Source organism: Mesotoga sp. H07.pep.5.3 (assembly GCF_002752615.1).
In the GTDB taxonomy this organism is placed as follows: Bacteria; Thermotogota; Thermotogae; order Petrotogales; family Kosmotogaceae; genus Mesotoga; species Mesotoga prima.
The window spans coordinates 84,752-103,280 of the sequence record NZ_AYTV01000022.1 but is presented as its reverse complement, the minus strand read 5'-3'; the positions used below and the strand labels follow the sequence as shown (position 1 = coordinate 103,280).

13 protein-coding genes are annotated in these 18,529 nt (G+C 45.3%); 9 read left to right on the top strand and 4 right to left on the bottom strand.

Annotated features, from left to right (window positions below; translation table 11 throughout):
- Positions 1-59 precede the first annotated feature (59 nt).
- The 3 genes from V513_RS09685 to V513_RS09675 all read left to right on the top strand — a co-directional run bounded on the left by V513_RS09685 (position 60) and on the right by V513_RS09675 (position 5,424).
- A complete protein-coding gene (locus V513_RS09685) occupies positions 60-683 on the top strand; it encodes a SatD family protein (protein WP_006490052.1) in 624 nt (207 codons plus the stop codon).
- A gap of 128 nt (positions 684-811) precedes the next feature.
- Positions 812-1,600, top strand: coding sequence for a DUF3307 domain-containing protein (locus tag V513_RS09680; protein WP_006490054.1), 789 nt, complete (start codon positions 812-814; stop codon positions 1,598-1,600).
- A 929-nt stretch (positions 1,601-2,529) separates the two neighbouring features.
- Positions 2,530-5,424: a diguanylate cyclase gene (locus tag V513_RS09675; RefSeq protein ID WP_099772584.1), complete on the top strand. Its 2,895-nt coding sequence runs from the start codon at positions 2,530-2,532 to the stop codon at positions 5,422-5,424.
- Here the strand turns inward: V513_RS09675 and V513_RS09670 are convergent.
- Entirely contained in the window at positions 5,421-6,932 is a 1,512-nt protein-coding gene (locus V513_RS09670) for a hypothetical protein (RefSeq protein ID WP_099772656.1), read from the bottom strand. The genes V513_RS09675 and V513_RS09670 overlap by 4 nt on opposite strands.
- Before the next feature lies 1 nt (position 6,933).
- Positions 6,934-7,689 (bottom strand): ABC transporter ATP-binding protein, encoded by a 756-nt coding sequence (locus tag V513_RS09665; RefSeq protein WP_014731720.1) that lies wholly within the window; start codon positions 7,687-7,689, stop codon positions 6,934-6,936.
- A 182-nt stretch (positions 7,690-7,871) separates the two neighbouring features.
- On the opposite strand from V513_RS09665, the gene V513_RS09660 reads away from it, so the two are divergent.
- The 3 genes from V513_RS09660 (at position 7,872) to V513_RS09650 (ending at position 13,058) form a co-directional block, all read left to right on the top strand.
- Positions 7,872-9,992 (top strand): efflux RND transporter permease subunit, encoded by a 2,121-nt coding sequence (locus V513_RS09660; RefSeq protein WP_099772583.1) that lies wholly within the window; start codon positions 7,872-7,874, stop codon positions 9,990-9,992.
- Between the two features lie 31 nt (positions 9,993-10,023).
- A complete protein-coding gene (locus V513_RS09655) occupies positions 10,024-10,584 on the top strand; it encodes a 2'-5' RNA ligase family protein (RefSeq protein ID WP_099772582.1) in 561 nt (186 codons plus the stop codon).
- A 104-nt stretch (positions 10,585-10,688) separates the two neighbouring features.
- The gene (locus tag V513_RS09650; protein ID WP_099772581.1) at positions 10,689-13,058 is read left to right on the top strand and encodes a Lon protease family protein; all 2,370 of its coding nucleotides are present in this window, start codon (positions 10,689-10,691) and stop codon (positions 13,056-13,058) included.
- Between the two features lie 82 nt (positions 13,059-13,140).
- On the opposite strand, the gene V513_RS09645 is transcribed toward V513_RS09650, so the two are convergent.
- On the bottom strand, positions 13,141-14,151 hold the full coding sequence (locus V513_RS09645; RefSeq protein ID WP_099772580.1) for a phospholipase: 1,011 nt from the start codon (positions 14,149-14,151) through the stop codon (positions 13,141-13,143).
- Positions 14,152-14,280: 129 nt separating this feature from the next.
- Between V513_RS09645 and V513_RS09640 the strand changes: the two genes are divergently transcribed.
- From V513_RS09640 to V513_RS09630, 3 genes are all read left to right on the top strand, one after another.
- Entirely contained in the window at positions 14,281-15,504 is a 1,224-nt protein-coding gene (locus V513_RS09640; RefSeq protein WP_099772579.1) for an alpha/beta hydrolase family protein, read from the top strand.
- A gap of 2 nt (positions 15,505-15,506) precedes the next feature.
- Positions 15,507-16,196 carry an aspartate/glutamate racemase family protein gene (locus V513_RS09635; RefSeq protein ID WP_099772578.1) on the top strand — a complete coding sequence of 230 codons (690 nt, stop codon included), beginning with the start codon at positions 15,507-15,509 and terminating at the stop codon, positions 16,194-16,196.
- 234 nt (positions 16,197-16,430) lie between these two features.
- Positions 16,431-17,978: an ankyrin repeat domain-containing protein gene (locus V513_RS09630; protein ID WP_099772577.1), complete on the top strand. Its 1,548-nt coding sequence runs from the start codon at positions 16,431-16,433 to the stop codon at positions 17,976-17,978.
- A gap of 104 nt (positions 17,979-18,082) precedes the next feature.
- On the opposite strand, the gene V513_RS09625 is transcribed toward V513_RS09630, so the two are convergent.
- Positions 18,083-18,529: a MarR family winged helix-turn-helix transcriptional regulator gene (locus V513_RS09625; protein ID WP_099772576.1), complete on the bottom strand. Its 447-nt coding sequence runs from the start codon at positions 18,527-18,529 to the stop codon at positions 18,083-18,085.

The window sequence follows — 18,529 nt, the reverse complement described above, 5'->3', positions numbered from 1 at the left end:
GAGACTACTGTGCTACAATCAGTTTGGATCCGTTCTTCGATAAATGGAGTGTGAAATAAATGGGCCTTTATGCGGTCATTACCGCCGACATTATTCAGTCCAGAAAGCAGGTGCTTCCATTTGAGAGAATTGAGCAGACTCTTGCTTCCTTCGCAGGAGAGCATCTCGTCAAGTCGTTCGCACTGTCAAGAGGCGACGAAATTCAAGGCGTAGTATCTGATCTAAGTGTCATCGTATCGCTGGTGCGAAGGTTAAGATACGTTATGTGGCCTTTAGCCCTTAGGGTGGGGATGAGCATCGGCGAAATAGAAGATGACAAACTTAAAAAGGCTGGCACTTCGTGGGATTTGAGCGGAGAGGTTTTCTTCAGCGCAAGAGACGCTCTTGACATGGCAAAGAAATCAAGGGTTTCTAACACGTTCTTTCTTTGCAGTGATGAACTTTTATCCACTGCACTGAACACGTCTCTTTCTCTACTGGAGACTATTGAAAGCGGCTGGACTGAAAAGCAGTGGCAGGCCGTTCATGTATATGAAAGGGAGGGGACCTACGAGAAGGCGGCCAGGGTTCTGGGAGTTACTGCTCCGGCCGTGCAGCAGCATTGTGATAAAGCTGGCTGGAACGTGGTCAGGGTGGCGGAAAAGGAACTGGCGAGATTGATCTCTCTTTCGTTGAAAATATAAACCTATATAGATTTATATGTGTACACTAAAGTTAATTATCTTTATCTCAGTTAAATAAAGCGGTTAAGTTTAACCCCGGTGTTTATCATGATTAGTGAGTATCTTTCTGGAACTGGATGGAGGCAAATATGAATGGATTCATGATACCTTTAGCTCTTTCGATCTTGGCTCATGTACTCGCCGATTTCTTGTTCCAAACAGACAACACTGCAAAGGAAAAAAGCGAGCAACAGGCAAAAGGCTTCCTGAAACACTGGATCGTTGTTTTCTTGACGCTTTTAGTCTTGATGATGCCCTTCGGACTCATGGATGTGCTTCTGTATTGTGTAGTCCTTTCACTGTTCCACATACTTCTGGACGTCTTCAAGTCCAGCATTGAAAGTAAACGTGGCCCGGCTACCAGGTTTTCGATGTTTATTATTGACCAACTTCTTCATCTAATGTTGATCGTCTTTCTTGTTCCGATTTCCAGTTTTACAATAGCCAGAAGCTTTTCTGCCTTTATAGTTTGGATAGATTTTCATACAGGACTAGATTTAGCCGTACTTCCGGTTAGTAAAATGCTTTCCGTACTTATTGTCTATCTATATGTTCTCTTTGCGGGAGCGGTATTCATAAGAAAGCTTTTCGACCTGATATACAAGAACCAGCCGGACTACCTTGAGAGAATCGTTGGAAACAGCTCCTCTCTAGATAATGTGAGAACGGGAAAAGCGATCGGCATCTTCGAAAGACTTCTAGTTCTAACACTTTACCTCACGGGAAACGTGGCTTCCATAACAATTGTCATTGCCGCGAAATCTCTGGCAAGATTCAAGAACTTCGATAACAAAGACTTTGCCGAGTACTATCTTATCGGGACACTGGCTAGCGTGATGATTGCAATCATCGGTGGCATGATCTTGGAGGTTCTTTGAAAACGTTATGCGCAAAGAGTTTAGTAGTGTGAGGATAGAGGTTAGAAAATCAAGATCAAAAATCGTATCTCGCCGTGTTTGAGAGAAAGCCGTCCTTGGATAAGATCAAAACCAGATCCAGAAACAAGTTCGGGATGACCCTGAACAAGAGCATTTCAGGGCAGGCTCCGTGGAATGACAAAGAATGCTTATTCCGAAAGCGTCTCAATCTGTCATGAACTTGTTTCAGCATCCCGGTTATGAGAGCCGCTGAGCGCTTAAAAGCGGAGAACCCGCTGATCGCTGTGAAGAGCCGTCCTTGGTTCTTCGTTGTCGTTTGTTAGAATAAGAGAGGCAGGGGATGCAAGATAAGTCCAGTCCTTTGGATAAGATCAAAAGCAAGATCCCGGATCAAGTCCGGGATGACAGAGTGAGAGGCTTTCACAAAGCGCCCGGACAACTTCCTCAGTTGCATTGAAACCCTGAACTGATTGCCGGTTCTCTTCACGAGACCCCAGACCCTGTAAACGATACTCTGCTCTTCGCGTCATGAACTTGTTTCAGCATCTAGGTCTAGCATTCTGGTCTTGGTTCTTATTCTTGCAACTTGGAACTTGCATCTTGCAACTAATTTCAGCTCTTTCGAACCTGCTATCCCAGACGCCGGATTATTGAAAAGAGAGGACTGATTTCATTTCATCACCCACTGATGATCGAATGTTGGATACGCCATAGGAGAATTCTACACGACCCACATATCTTTGTTTACAGTGAGGAAGAGAAGAATAGATAATGCTAGAAATGTAGAAGTGACAATGAAGATCTCTTCTGAATGAACGACCCAGAAGATCCACTAAAACTTCAGCATGGGAAGGTCATTGAGTTACTGCCGATCTTCATATCAAAGATGATAGACTTTATAGTAAACATTGTCTCACACTGGAGTATTTATGAAGAACCGGCTAATCTCTCTTTTCCTAGCTGCAATTGCTACAGTTTTCGCCGCTGTCATAATTTTCGCGATGACAGAAGTAAGGTATTCCAAAATAGAGAATCACATCGCAAACTCCGCCAGGATAATCACGGAGAATAACGCAAAGACCGCCTTCCTCGGTTACTTCCACTGGGATTCGATGTACGAGGCTTTGGAGTCAGGTGATGCCGACTTCGTTATCTACAATCTAGAAGATCTGCTGAAGAACAATAGCCTAATTGAGGGTGTCGTTGTCGTGTACCGCAACGAGGAATTCGTATCTGCCGGTGAAAGCTTTCAGACTCTTAGAGATCACACGATTGGAGCTTCGGCCTTCTACGAGATCTTTCCAAATGGAGAGGACTTATTGGCGACGATGAGAGTTACCGATAGCACCGGCTTGGAGAGTCTGAAAGACTCATATGCTATTCTGAAACTTAATCTAGACGAGATTCTAAGATTATTGACTACTGAAGACTACAGATTATCGAGTGTAGAAGGGACTTCCGTGTTCGAAGGTATCTCACTTTCTATTATCAGAAAGTGGTCTCCCGCCAATTATGCTACTGTGAGTCTCGTTTTCCTGATGTCGCTTTCATTCACTATGATTGTTCAGCGTTTGGAAGGCAAAAGGTCTATAGCATCCAAGAACAACGAGATGCTGTTGCTTCTAAACCACATCCCAACACTTATCTGGTACTTCAAAGATTCCGAGACTTTCGGGATCGTAAACAAGTCATTTGCGGAGTTCTTTGGCATGCGTCCGGAAGATATCGAAGGAAGGAAGATTCGCGAGATCTTTTCGGGAGAAGACCTCTCAACAAGTATTGAAACCAATAAACTAGTCTTTGCTGGCAAAGAGGAGCACATTTACGAGCAAGATACCAGGAATTCGAAAGGCGAGCTTAGAACTCTGATTGTTACCAAGACTCCGGAAATCGATGAAAACGGTAATATAAAATCCGTAGTCTGCTCTGCATGTGACGTAACGGATGAACGCAAGGCTCTCAGAAGAATAGAGCTCATCCAGTTCGGGCTCGACAACGCAAACGATGAGGCTTTCTGGATTGCCCCTGACGGATCGATTCTCTACGCAAACAGCGCTGCTTGCAAGAGTCTCGGGTATTCGAGAGAAGAGATAACTGCAATGAAGGTCAATGATCTTGACAAATCTCTAGAAGCTGATGACAGAAAAAGCAGCTGGGAGAGGCTCAAATCAAACGGGAAAGACAATTTCGAGGCATACCATCTGAGAAAGGATGGTTCCACTTTCCCCGTTGAAATCAACAGAAACTATTTTAAGTACGATGGAAGAGAATATGAATTCACGTTTGCGCGGGATATTTCTGACCGCTTAAAAAGTTTTGAGATTCTTGAAAGAGACAAGTTCAGGATCGAACGGCTCCACGAGGCGGCTCTCAATCTCGAAAGGTGCAGTGAACTGCAGAGCGTCTACGACCTTGTCATCGAAGCGGCAAAAGAGATTCTCGAATTCGACATTTGCTTCATATGCGTAAGGGAAGAAGAAAATCTCGTAATAAAGGCGTCTTCCAACCTGAATCCACGGGATCCCCTGGAAATGTCGATCGATAAGGGCATTGTAGGAAGGACTTATAGAGAGAAGAAGTCATATGTAATCGACGATATCCAGGAGTTTCCCGGTGCTCTTAGAACAAACGATATATATAGAGCTGGACTCAGTGTACCGGTTGGAGATGTCGGAGTCTTTCAGGCAATGTCCGTGAAAAAGGCGATCTTTGGCGAACAGGAGTTGCGTCTTGCTGAACTCCTGATGTCTCATGCCCGCGAAGCGATTGTGAGGATTGAAACAGAGGAGCGCATGAATTACATGTCTCTTCACGATAAACTTACCGACCTTTACAACAGGTTGTACTTCGAGGAAGAGCTTAAAAGACTTGAAGGCTCTAGATTCTACCCCATCTCAATTGTTTCGGCAGATATCGATGGACTGAAGTTGATCAACGATACGATGGGTCATTCAAGAGGAGACCAGATACTCATCGAGCTTTCGCAGATATTGAGATCTTGCTTCAGAAAGACGGATGTTGTGGCGAGATTTGGGGGAGATGAATTCGCAATAATATTGATCAAGACGGACGAGGAGATTACAGAAAAGATCGCTCTGCGGGTAAGAAGGATTGTGGAAAAATTCAACATGAACAACTCCGGACCGCCTCTAAGTGTTTCGATGGGTATTGCTACGAGCAATGGCCCTGAACAAGAACTTGTTGAAACACTTAAGCAAGCCGATGACTTGATGTACCGCGATAAACTTTACAGAAGTTCGAGCGTTAGAAGTCAGATGGTCAACACACTCCTTGTAACTCTAGCCGAAAAAGACCAGATCTCAGGAGGGCATGCGAAGAGACTTCAGAAACTCTGCCTTGAACTTGGAAGAAGAGCCAGACTTAGCACGAGGCAGTTGAGCGACCTTGCATTGTTCGCACAGGTGCACGATCTCGGAAAGGTGGGAATTCCAGACAGCATTCTGTTTAAACCAGGTCCTTTGACCGCTGATGAATGGAGGATAATGAAGCTACATCCTGAAAAGGGATATAGGATAGCGATCTCATCTCCCGACCTCTCTTCAGTTGCGGATTTGATTCTCAAGCATCACGAAAGATGGGATGGAAGGGGTTACCCGCTGGGCATAAGCGGTGAAGACATTCCAATAGAATGCCGGATTCTCTCGATTGTCGATGCCTTTGATGCTATGACAAACGACAGGCCTTACAGTAGGGCGATAAGCAAAGAAGAGGCAGTTGAAGAAATAGTGAACTGCTCAGGTACCCAGTTTGACCCGAAACTGGTCCAAATGTTTAAGAGTATCGTGAGCAATGAACTTGTTTAGATCTCGTTGATTACCAGCTTCACCTTTTTGTAGCTGAAGATAGAAATCAAGATAGCTACCGCAAGCGACGCTAGAGAAATCAGGATGAGCCAGATATTTGAATTGCTCTCTGAAGCGCCACTCAGTATTGTTGTTAGTGGCATTATTGCACCAAAGCTGAGGCCCATGCAGATCACCTGGTTCAGAAGGACAAACTTTGTTCTCATAAAAGTATTCGGATTATCCATCTGATCCGGTGGGGATACCAGGACACCCCTGATTCCTAATAGAGAAGAGGTAATATATAGGACGAAGACTATGGGAACTACAACAAAATAGCCGAATGACTCGCCCTTCACGAGTATGCTGGTTGTGAGAACCCCGACGAAGAGAACTGACCCCAGCAGAACGGGCAAGGTTGCCTTCAGAGCTATCATTCTTCCCAGAGAGATGGGAAGTGTCTTTGTCGTTTCAATGAAAGGGAACTCTCTTCCCATAAGAAATGCAGATTGAATTGTTGTAAAAATAGTGCTTATGAGCACCGTAGTAAATATCGAAGCAACAGCGTCATCTGAAATGAGTCCGAAAATCAGACCGAACACTACGGGGTAGAAAAGATAGTATATAAGTTGCTCATAACGCTTATAGATTTTTAGCTCTCTTCTCAGCAACACCCCTCGCGATCTCCCATTAAAGGAGACCGTTTTCGTCCTGCTTTTTGTATAGGAAACCGGTTCGAACTTAATAGATGAAGCTACTCTGAAAAATATGTATCCCAAAACCGGAATTGCCCCAATGCCAACAAGAAGGTAAATCGGCTGCTCCGAAGCTTTCACACTCCAGGTAAAAACGTTCATGGGATTCGAAAGAACTCCCCATGCGGACGCCAGCTTCTGCAAGTACAGCGGTATATTGTCCGTGCTTCTCGGAACCAGCTGAACGATAATAAAAAACATGAAACCAGCGGTTATCTGAACAACGAACATCACTTTTCGCGCTGCCGCCCTTGACATGAACTTTCCGAAAGCCACTGAAACTATGGAGGCCAAGAGCACAGTGTCTATTACTACCAGAACGAGCGCGGGAATCCCAATCCATGGACTGGGATCGACTCTCAGATGAAAAGGAAGAGCTATTCCGATGAAGACGGATAAGGTAAGACCCTGATATACAGTCGATATCATTATTTGATAGGCTATTATGCTGACTCTTTTCACGGGAAGAACGAGAAGCATATCTATCTCCTCATTTCTCATGAAGAGATATGATGAGGTCGCAGAGAAAGAAATCAGGAAGAAGAACCCTGAGATAGTTAGGAAGAAACCTGCCATAACCTTTCCGAGAGCAACTCCCTCGATAGAGACCCCTGCAGTAGATCCATATACCTCCCAAAGAAACGTGCCGATCATAATCGCAAATACGGCGAAAATAAATAATTGACCGGAAAGGCCACCCCTATTGCCTCTCTTGCCTGGGAAGAGAAACAGCTTGTGTTTGAAGAATAGCTTTAGATCATTCAAAGGGGTCACCTCACAGTGCACTTACTATTTCCTGGATGTCTTCATCCTCACCGGTTAACTGAAGGAAGAGGTTTTCGAGAGTTTCCCTTTCATCGGCACCGGCCTTCCTTCTCAATTCATTCATTGTGCCTTCCGAAATCAACTTCCCCTTGTTGATTATTCCTATCCTGTCACACATCTTTTCAGCGATTTCAAGCACGTGGGTCGTCATAAAAATCGTAGATCCCTCATTCTTGTACTTCTCCAGAAGCATCTTCAGGATTTTTGCGCTTCTTGCATCGAGGCCGACTGTGGGTTCGTCCAGGAATATCACTTCGGGCCGTCTCATCAGAACGGATATGACCATTATCTTTTGTTTCATACCGTGGGACATCTCGGAGATCATCTTACCTAGATAATCGATTCCAAAGGCTTCGCATAGCTCCCCGACTCTTTTCTTCGCTTCTTGCTTCTTGTCAGGGAAGACGTCCATTATGAACTCCAGAAACTCCGCACCCGTGAAGTAAGAGTAGATTCTTGGCTCATCGGGTACAACGCCAATCCTGCTCTTGATAAGCAGTTCGTTTCTGGAAAAGTCCATATCGAGTATTTTCACTTCTCCCGAAGTGGGTTTCAAAGTGCCCGTCAACATTCTTATGGTAGTTGTTTTTCCGGCCCCGTTCGGTCCAAGAAAGCCGTATATCTCCCCTGAACTAATAGACAGATCTATCTCATTCACTACAGGGTCTTTGTCGAAGACCTTGGTAAGCTTTTTACAGCTGATCATTTGGATCCCTCCAGACTCTATTGCTAAATGTCGGCCAGTTTGTTCATATGCCCCAATTTTACGACAAGAGTCAAAGCATTTCAAATTACGATTCCAATTCATCTGCGAGGCGTTCAATCTCTACATAGGCGATGAATCGTAAAGTCAGATGATATAATGGGCTGAGTTCATGAGGTGTGAATATGAGAAGAGCGATATCCTTTATCATATTGGCCGTAGTAGTCGTGATTCTGTTGTCCGGAATAAACGGGTTTAGCTTCGACCCCTCGCCTGCTGCCTTTTTGAGCGACGACGATTCGGAGCTTGAGGCGTTCAACAAGATCGCGGAAGTTTTCGGCGATACCGGATCGATAGTTTTGATTCTTGAAGCTTCTCAAACCTCTTTGGAGCTCTTGAAAAGCATCACCGAGAAGATCAATTCTCTTGACTGGGTGAAATCCGCTTTGTCTCCCACCGAGGCCGTTAAGCTGGGAAGCTTCAATCTTTTTACGATGAGTATTCCATCGGAAAGCTACGTTTATGAAGATGAGGGCCGACTGGTTCTTAATGAAGAACTGCTCACGGATCCCGTTTACAGCAATCTGATCGTTTCTTCCGATGGCAGGTACTATGCGATCATGATTACCATAGCAGAGGGGAACGAGCTGAAAAGTGACATGATGATCCCGGAACTGCGTTCGGTACTGGACTCTTCCGGCGTAGAAAGCTACAAATTGATCGGAGAAAGTGTTGCTAATTTCGAAACCTTCAGGTCGATCTTTGATCTCACCTTCAAGTATCCACCCTTCATACTGCTTGCCATCATGGCAGTTTACATGATCAAGTTCAGAAGAATATCGCTATCACTTTTAACCCTTGTACCACCTTTGGCTGCAGTAATGGTGATAGTAGGAATAATGGGACTGCTCAAACTTTCAATAAACAGTCTTACGGTTATGATACCTTCGTTCATAATTATAATTGGCAGTGCTTACGGGATGCATTTTCTATCGAGATTTGAAGAAAACATCCATATGAAGAATGCCGTCAGAAGGACCATCCACGAAGAGAGAGTGCCTATACTCTTTTCTGCTCTTACAACTATGGCGGGCTTTTCTTCATACATCCTACTCGATATGAAGGCCTTTCAGGAAATGGGGATATTCGTCTGCTCCGGGATCTTTTTATCGGCGATTTTTACTATCACTGTCCTTCCGGGGCTTGTTACTCCTAAGGTGGGCACTAAACGCGAGGTTTTGCCACCGAGGGATGTTCATCCATTAGTTAAAAGAGCGGTTATCTGGGTTGTCGTTGCCACAAGCATCGCCTCTCCCTTTCTTATCATCACTATTCCAATGACGATTGATCAGTATAATTTTTTCAAGGAGGATTCAGAGATCAGAGAAAGCGCAAGAACGATGAAGGAAGCCTTCGGTTGGTTGACGAATTACACTCTCATGGTTGAACCTGTTAAGGGAGCAAGCATTTCATTCACAGGTGACCAGGTTGAGAATCTAGAAGCTTTCGAACAGGAGCTGAAGGGGATTGAAGGAGTTTCAAAGGTTTTGAGTCTCTTTGACCTTTCGAGAGAGACCAACGTACCTTTACCTTTGATGATCAGAGTGCTCAACTCTACAGAGGCATTTGGTGATTCTACTTCACTTCTGGTCAGTGACAATGCGATCCGTTTCAACATCTTTTCATCTCAGAGCGACAGCCTGAGTGCTGAGAGATTGAAAGCCGCAGTCGAAAAGGCCATAAGAAAATTCCCTGAAATGAACAAGAACTTCGAATTCACTCTGGCTGGAACAACTCTCATATGGGAGAGCGTCAATTCATCGGTAGTCAAGAACCAGATTCAAAGTCTAATTGTCTCATTTGGGCTAATCATATTGCTTCTGTTTTCTATATTCAGGAGCTTGAAATCAACCATAATAGCTACTATTCCAATTCTGCTGACAGCACTGTTCAACTTCGTCTTTATGGCCGTTTTCAGGATCCCCCTAAGCATTTCTACAGCTCTTATTTCGGGGATGTTGATGGGACTGGTAATCGACTACGCTATCCATTTCACGATCTGGTTTAGGAGATTTGGTGATTCACATAAGGCTTATGAACAAACGGCTAGGGCAATTCTTACAAATGGTATAAGTCTTGTAGCGGGTTTCTCGGTTTTGCTCCTCACACCATTACTGCTTTATGTGGATGTTGCGAAACTTATGGTAAGCGGGCTAGCTGTGGGAATGGTTCTTACCCTAATACTTCTCCCCGAAATCGCATCGAGGAGTGAAAGGTTTTTGAGCAGGGGCAAAGACTCCGACTGATATAATTCTTATAATAATCAACTGGAGGTGCGTGGTTCTGAAGGCACTTGTTTCTCTTCTCCCAGAGGATTTGGATCGTTTCGTCAGAGGGATATGGGACGAACTGAAGACAGAGTTTGGTTTTTATTCAGTTTTTCTAACCCCTTTTCCTCATATAACCTTCTGCATTGTGGAAGAGGAGGAGACTGGAATCGACCCTTTGATCGAGGTCATAGCTTCCAGTACGCCTCCTTTGATGGCCAGAACGGAGTATCTAGGAGTCTTCTCCGGTGAGAAACCCGTGATCTTCATTGGACTCGCAAGGAATTCGCGTTTAGCATCTCTCCACCATGCTTTATGGACCGAACTCCGCGATTCGGTAAACAACAGAGCGATCGCTTATGATGAAGACCACTGGATACCTCATATTACAGTTGTTTTTGGAGATGATCTTAAACGATCCAACATAGGTCCTGTTATGGAGAGACTTGCCTTCAGGGATTTTCATCACGAGTTTACAATAGACAATCTGACCATACTCGAAGAGGTTCCCGACGAAGGGATAGTTGTCAGGAAGAAGCTGAAGCTCGCCAGCCAGTCGAAGAAAGATTGACCTGTATCTGGCTCTTACAATCCCTTCTCAAAGGGTAAACAACTAGAAATCCAGCTACCAGATTACCTGTTTGTTATAATTTATCCAAAGAAGGAGGTAGATGCATGAGAAAAGTTGGCTGGAAGGACATAGATCTGAAGATTGCGCTACCGGAAGACGTGAAATCTACTGAGTGTATTGGCGAACTGGAAGAGTTTATAGGTCAGGAAAGAGCCATAAGGGCACTTGAGACTGGACTTCACATAGATGCGAAGGGTTACAATGTGTTCGTTTCGGGTACTACCAACACTGGCAGAAGGACCTTTGTAAGTCGCTATCTCAAAAAGAAAGTCGAGGGCACTAAAACCCCCGGAGACTGGATATACGTCTACAATTTCGACGACCCAAGGTCTCCAAACTCAATATCCCTTGAAGCGGGAACGGGAAAGATATTTCAGAAGGAAATGAATGACTTTGTAGAGATCGCTATAAACTCCATTGGTGAGAGCTTTCAAAGCGAGGACTATCAGCAGAAAGTTACATCCTTACAGAATGAACAGTCGGAGAAACGTTCAAACATGCTGAAGGAACTCGTTGAGAAGGCCAAAGAGAAAGACTACACCGTTCAAATAAACCAGACCGGAGTCGCAACAATTCCTATATGGAACGGAAAACCACTTACGCAGGAAGTATATGAGGCTCTTCCCGAAGATTATCAGAAGCAGATTACGAAGAAGGGCGAAGAGGTTCGTGAGCTGGTTAATTCCTATCTTCTGAAACTGAGCAAGATGGAAAAAGACTTCGGCGAAAAGTATAAGGAACTGAACAGAAAAGTAGCCTCATTTGCCGTTGAAGGCCACATAAGGGAGATGAAGGATAGATTCAGCGAAAGTAAAGAGGTTGTGGACTTTATTGAGAGCATGAAGAAGGATCTTCTTGACAATCTTGGAGTCTTCTTCAGCCAGGAGATCGATTCGAAGGCCTTTTTTGGCAAGAGATACGCAGTAAACCTATTTGTCGACAATTCTGGAATAGAGGGAAAACCGGTTGTAGAGGTAACAAACGCCAATTACTCTTCCCTCTTTGGAAGAATCGAGTACGTAGCGAAGATGGGAATGCTCGATACCGATCACACAATGATAAGACCAGGAGCGATACACAGTTCCAATGGCGGATACCTTGTTCTAGATGCTAAAAACGTGCTAAGTGAACCGTATGTTTGGCAAACACTGAAACAGGTTCTCTTTTCGGGCCTGGAGGGAATCGAGAATCTTGAACATAAGATCGGCCTGCTTTCGACTGTGAGTCTGAAGCCGGAGCCGATTCCACTTGACATAAAGATCGTCATGATCGGAGAGCCCTGGATATACAGTATGCTTAGCACCCTTGACACCGATTTTAAGAAGCTCTTCAAAGTAAAGGCAGAGTTCGACTGGGAAATGACTGTACAGAATGATACTGTAGACAAGCTCTGCGGACTCATGTGCAATATTGTTAAGGAGAACTCCTTAAGGCCACTAGGGAGAGAAGGAATAATAGAGGTCATCAAAAGAGCGATCTTCCTTTCTGGGAGTAGAAAGAAGGTTTCTACACAGTTCGGTGCACTTGAACAGATCCTTCTCGAAAGCTCGGCCGTCGCGGAAGTCAGTGGTCACGAGATGGTACAGGCCGATGACGTATCGACTGCATGGGAAGAAATGCACAAAAGGGTTTCGCTCTATCAAGATAAGATTAAAGAGATGTTCCAGAACTCGACTTTAATGGTTCAAACAGAGGGGGAACTTGTCGGCGAAATAAACGGCTTGACAGTGATCCAGACTGAAGATCTTTCTTTCGGAATACCGGTGAAGATTACCGCCAAAGTCGGACCTGGCAACAGCGGAATCGTCGATATACAGAAGGAATCCGAGCTTAGTGGACATATTCACAATAAGGCCAGTCTGACCATTCAAGGATATATGAGCTCGAAATACGCGCAGCAGTTCCCGCTAAGCCTAAATGGCTCGATAAGTTTCGAGCAGGTTTACTCGGCGGTTGAAGGAGATAGCGCTTCGGTTGCCGAAACGATAGCCTTCCTTTCTGCAATTGCTGAAGTTCCAATAAAACAGTCGATAGCCGTAACAGGTTCAATAAACCAGAGCGGACGAGTTCAGCCGGTAGGTGGTGTCCAATACAAGATTCAGGGCTTTTATGATCTCTGCAAAATTAAGGGCTTCAACGGCCAGCAGGGAGTGATAGTGCCCGAAGCGAACTCCGATAACGTGATTCTAAACGACGAAATAATAGGAGCGATTAAAGAAGGTAGATTCAACGTCTGGACTATCGAAACCGTGGACGAGGCTATAGAAATTCTCACGGGAATGAAACCGGGGAAAATCGGAAAGAACGGGCAGTACTCTTCAGGCAGTTTCAATCGACTTGTCGTTGACAGGCTCAAGAAGTTCTACGAGATTGCCTCTCGAACACATGATCGAAGCGGCAAGGACGCCGATTAGTCCGGCCACTTCATTAAACCAGCAAAAACGGCGATAGATTATACCTCTGACTATCGCCGTTTTGATTTTAAGAGCAGCTCTTCTAGGATTCGGAATCTATCTCGGCGAATCTCGCAAGCATATAGTTTATGTAACCCTTTACATAGGAGGCAGTTTCTCTTAAAATCTCTACTGAAAGCGCATCGAGCTTCGCCGTTTCTCCTGTGTTTTGAAGATCGTCGAAATAAGCTTTTCCTAGCCAGACTGCCTCGGGATTTTCCAGTTCGTCTCCCATTGTACGCTTAAGTTCGTAATATACTGAACTCAGCTTATTTCTGGAGTATCTTCGCAAACTAACGGCCGCTTGCTTCGGATCCTTAATCTCTTTGGGTGAAACCTCTTTGATCGCCTCAACGAGCGGTTCGTATTCTTCCCAGAGCAGGTATCCTCCGTAGAAATCATATGCGAAATGAAAGTTTGCAAAAACAGTCTGCCACTTGGCTATATTGAATGGTAGCTTCACCAGCTCGAAAAACGGCGCCGGGAAAGTATGAAATGGCTGACCGACGTCTTCAAGATAGTGAATGGCTCTTCCCATAAACCGGTATGCCCAGTAACGGTCTCCTCTCGAATAAGCAATCTCGGCGAGATCACTGAAATACTGAACCACGTCGGTCGCCTTACCAATTCTAATGAAGAAAAGCATTCTGTATTCCATGTGTCTCAACCCCTGGCTGTCTCCGAGGAGTGTCTCTATTCCTTTAAGTTCAAGCCCCTTGTCCATACCTAGATCGGGCTCGTAAGAATAGACAGAAAGGATCTGCCACAGGGGCGCCAAGTTGTCAACGGGTTTGGGGTTTGGGAAGATCGAGGTGTAAAGATCGAGGTCTTCTTCAGGCAGATAGTTTTCACCGAGATAATCGTAGAAACCCTCTATGGCCGGATTGTACTCCTGAGTATCTACATCGGCGTACGTATAAGGGGTAATTTGGACAAACTCATCGAAATCATCCTCATACTGCGAAACAATGATATAAGTAAGCGCGTCATGCCCCGACCACGAAAAAGCAAACGCAGTCACAAGCAGTATAAGAATCACCGTCACTCTTTTCATGTGATCACCTCCAGTCTGATAATATCAGATTTCATGTTGCATTATTACCTTCTCAAGAGCGTTTCGCTTTCGGTATTAGAACTCTTTTCTGATAGTATTATTGAGAAAAGGCGTTAAAGGAGGTGCGAAATGGGGGACAATTCAAAGAGAGTCTCAAGAGGTTTGCTAGATGTGAGAATACTGCGTGATGTCGAATTCGATTTTCAACTTTACAGGTCTCTCGGAGCGGTTTCCTACGAAGGGGGAACGGTTGGGGAGATCCTCTCTCTTGTACCACATATAAATTGCGACGATCCCGACTCGTGGGTGAAGTCATTCAAAGAGCTCGCGACGAAGCTGAAAAATCACGCCCTTATAGTTCTTCAGAAAGGCAATAACGAGAGCGCGAGACAGGAGTTTTTGAGGGCTGCAAATTATTTCAGAGCTGCCGAGTACTTTGGCGATCCCAGAGACTCGAAGACAAGATACCTCGGAATGGAAAGCAGAGATTGCTTTGTATATGCTTTCAGGACCACCGATATTCAATTTGAAGCGGAGAGGATACCGTACGGCGAGGATTTTATTCCGGCGTACTGGATTGCTCCGACAACAGGCGGCAAGAAGAAGACGATAATGATGATGAGTGGTTTTGACGGGACGTCGGAAGAAATGTATTTCCAGGCGGGCTCGGCCGCTTTGCAAAGGGGTTACGCGGTTGTTCTCTTCGATGGTCCCGGTCAGGTGGGAATGAGAAGGTTCTCGCCAGAGACTCCGTTGCGTCCCGACTACGAAGTCCCGATCTCCAAAGTTGTCGATTATGCCCTGTCGAAGGAGGATGTCGACCCTTCTAAACTTGCGCTGTACGGCATAAGTCTGGGAGGATACTTCTCGCTTAGGGCGGCGGCAAACGATTCCAGAATAAGGGCCCTGATTTCTAACTCGCCAATTACTGATATGTACAAGTACATGTCTGCATTTGCCGGAGAAGCGATCAATTCTCCCGAAGACATTACACTTGAGACAGTCGATCTTGTGCCGACCGAGTATCTATCGAAGGCCCAAAAACTGCAGCTCGTTAACATAATGCTTAAATATGGAAGGCATTCAATGTTCAAGGCTTTCGAGAGAATGAAGGACTTTGTGGTCGGTGATAGCATAAAGAATATCCAGGTTCCCTTCCTTGCAATGGTTAGTGAGGGAGAAGGAGAAGAGGCGCTTTCCCAGGCGAAGGAAGCTTCTGATAGCGTTTCGGGAAAGTCAACAATGAGGATCTTCACTAGAGAAGAAGGCGCAGATTCCCACTGTCAGGTTACAAATCTTCCCTTGTCCAATTCAGTTCTTCTTGACTGGTTGGATGAGGTCTTCGGAGCGTAGACATGAAGCGCATAGGTTTACTTGGAGGAATGAGCTGGGAGTCATCGCTCGAGTACTACAGATTGCTTAATGAGATGGTTAAGAACAGGCTTGGGGGATTGCATTCCGCGGAATGCATAATGGCTTCCGTTGACTTCGGACCGGTCTCGGACATGATGAAGATGGATGACTGGAAGGACATAGAGAGAGTCCTTTCCGAGGCTGCCCAAGATCTTAAGAGAGCGGGTGCGGATTTTCTGATCATCTGTACGAACACAATGCACCTCATAGCAAGGGAAATTGAAAAGGCATCCGGACTCGAGGTCATCGAAATAGGCATTGCTGTCGGTGAGGAGATCGAGCGAAGAGGACTTAAAACCGTTGGACTCCTCGGAACAAGATTCACCATGGAAAGAGCTTACTATAGGGATACATTGGCGGGATTTGGGATAAGTGTTATCGTTCCCTCGGAAGAAGAAAGGGCAGTAGTAGATAGGATCATCTTCGAGGAGCTGTGCAAAGGAATCTTTAGAGAAGAATCAAAGTCGGCATATAAGAAAATAATTAACGGGTTGCAAATGAACGGAGCAGAGGGAGTGATCCTTGGTTGCACCGAAATACCTCTTTTGATAAAAGAGTCCGACGTGGACATTCCCGTTTTCGATACGACGGCCATTCACGCCCGGGCGGCCGTTGAACATGCACTTTCGTGATTCGAGACTGCGAATAGTAGATCGTTCACAGTTTCGTATGCTGCAATAGGTCGCTTATTGAACAAGCGAGGCTGTTTCTGACCGATTAGTTCAACCTGGTGTTAGATTCAAGATCACTCTTGTATGGATCTCGACAGGTTAATGGAATACTTCAGCTGGATACTGTCATTCGCGGAGATCATTAGCTATTTTAAATAACTGAAATTGCTTACATCCATGAAGGAGGATTCAAGTATGAGAAAAATCTTGTCAGTGCTTTTGTCTGTATTGCTGTTATCAGTAGTCTTATTTTCAAACGTTTACAACAGTGCGTCCAACGGTGACCTGCAGGGAGTTAAGGAAGCCTTGAACAGTGGTGGTGACATCAATGAGCTGGGTTACGCAAACAAATCGGCCCTTATGGTTGCTGCAGATTCCGGCCACTCGGATATTGCGGTTTTTCTAATCGAATCCGGAGCAGACATCTCCATTGTTGACGACAACGGTTATACCGCTCTTCATTACGCGGCGAGAAAGGGCCTCCTCGAGGTTGTGAAGATACTGCTTGAAAGAGGGGCGGATATAAACGCTCATCCAGCAAGTTCGATGTTTTATGAAGGCTATACGCCCTTGATCCTCGCATGCAACAACTCCAAGAACGACGTTACTCTGGAAGTTGTGAAGTATCTTGTAGAGAAGGGGGCCGATCTTGAGAGAGTTGAATATGCTTTCCGGTCTCCGCTGATCGCCGCGATCTTTTCGAAGGGGACAAACACCGTAAAATTCCTTCTGGAAAGCGGCGCCGATCCAAATAAACCGGCCAAAGACGGCAGAACGCCGCTATACCTAGCTATATCGGAAGGTCTCCCAATTGAGGGCATAGAGGCTCTTCTGGAATACGGGGCCGATGTGTCTGTAGGAAACGAGTACTACACGCCGCTTCAGCTGGCTGTATCTAAGTCGAAAAACGATGTCGCTATTAAGCTGATTGAGTTTGGAGCGGACTACTGGGCTGTAGATGAGGATGGGAATACTCTCCTCCATCGTGCTGCCGGAAAAGGTTCCACAAAAAACATAGAAATGTTTGTCAAGCTTGGGATCGATATAAACGCTAGAAACACCGAGGGAAAGACACCTCTCCATATCGCTGCCGAAGATGATCACCTCAAGAATGTCAAGCTGTTGATCTCTCTTGGAGCGGACGTCCTGGCAAGGGACAACAACAACTATTTACCGTTCCATCTGCATCTAGCCGTGTATGAAGAAGATGTAGAAGTTATCGAGCAGTTGCTTTCGGCAGGAATCAGCGTAGACAATAACGAAGTCGAGACCGGGATCTCTCCGCTTCATATCGCTGCAGCATATGGAAAAACTGACATTGCAAAGCTTTTGATCCAGAAAGGAGCAGACGTCTCGATAAAAGCACAGGGAGGTCTTCAGCCAATCCATGCAGCGGTGGGTAGTTATGGGAGTCTGGAGATGGTTGATTACTTGCTGGAAAGTGGGGCAAATATCGACGCCGAAGATGACGAAGGCAGAACCCCAATTTTCTATGCTGTTGTAGACTACAACATGGAGGCGATATCCCATCTCGGAGAGAAGGGGGCCAACGTAAATCATAGGGACCATGCCGGTATGACACCCGCTCATTATGCGGTTCAGGACGAATGGGACGGAATCGAAATGTTGACAATTCTAAACAGTTTCGGCCTTCTAGCAAATGTCAAGGACAACTCCGATAAGACCCCAGAGGATTACGCGGCTTCCGAAGAAATAAAAGAGTTCTTGAAGACTCTTTACTGAAGATTCAGATAAGCTTTTCGATATGTCCCACAAACATGGCCTCTGCGTTTGCGGAGACCGTGTTTTTTGATTGCCTGAGAAGGGACCCGGAGATAGTTATGAACTTACTTTGCCTTTTTCGCATTAGTGGCTGCTCTCTCAAGAAGGGATAGCAGTTGCTGCTTTTCGTCGTCTGAAAAGCCTTCCGTTAGTATCTCTTCAAGCTCCGAGCCAAGTTTTCGGAGTTTCTGTCCGATCTTCTTCCCGTTATCGGTAAGAAAAAGCCTGTAAACCCGGGTGTCCAAAGAATCGATGTCTCTCTTAACGTAACCCGCTTCAGTTAGTTTGCTCATGGCCTTTGCGGTTGTGGCTTTGTCAACACCCAGAATATCGCTAAGTTCGTTCTGGCTGATTCCTTCTTTTGACATAAGAACTCTCAAAAAGAAGAAGTGCCCGCTTCCCAATCCATATTTCTGCATTTCCCTGCTGAAGTAGACGTTTGCACTGCGTGAAATGCAGTATATCCAGCGACTTATGTACCCTTCCCCATTGAAGGATAGATCATGAGACAT

What these genes read in the sequence shown, in the direction of transcription:
- V513_RS09675 (WP_099772584.1), top strand. Translation starts at nt 2,530, where the DNA reads ATGAAGAACCGGCTAATCTCTCTTTTCCTAGCTGCAATTGCTACAGTT.
- V513_RS09650 (WP_099772581.1), top strand. Translation starts at nt 10,689, where the DNA reads ATGAGAAAAGTTGGCTGGAAGGACATAGATCTGAAGATTGCGCTACCG.
- V513_RS09685 (WP_006490052.1), top strand. Translation starts at nt 60, where the DNA reads ATGGGCCTTTATGCGGTCATTACCGCCGACATTATTCAGTCCAGAAAG.
- V513_RS09630 (WP_099772577.1), top strand. Translation starts at nt 16,431, where the DNA reads ATGAGAAAAATCTTGTCAGTGCTTTTGTCTGTATTGCTGTTATCAGTA.
- V513_RS09640 (WP_099772579.1), top strand. Translation starts at nt 14,281, where the DNA reads ATGGGGGACAATTCAAAGAGAGTCTCAAGAGGTTTGCTAGATGTGAGA.
- V513_RS09680 (WP_006490054.1), top strand. Translation starts at nt 812, where the DNA reads ATGAATGGATTCATGATACCTTTAGCTCTTTCGATCTTGGCTCATGTA.
- V513_RS09625 (WP_099772576.1), bottom strand. Translation starts at nt 18,529, where the DNA reads ATGTCTCATGATCTATCCTTCAATGGGGAAGGGTACATAAGTCGCTGG.
- V513_RS09645 (WP_099772580.1), bottom strand. Translation starts at nt 14,151, where the DNA reads ATGAAAAGAGTGACGGTGATTCTTATACTGCTTGTGACTGCGTTTGCT.
- V513_RS09660 (WP_099772583.1), top strand. Translation starts at nt 7,872, where the DNA reads ATGAGAAGAGCGATATCCTTTATCATATTGGCCGTAGTAGTCGTGATT.
- V513_RS09665 (WP_014731720.1), bottom strand. Translation starts at nt 7,689, where the DNA reads ATGATCAGCTGTAAAAAGCTTACCAAGGTCTTCGACAAAGACCCTGTA.
- V513_RS09635 (WP_099772578.1), top strand. Translation starts at nt 15,507, where the DNA reads ATGAAGCGCATAGGTTTACTTGGAGGAATGAGCTGGGAGTCATCGCTC.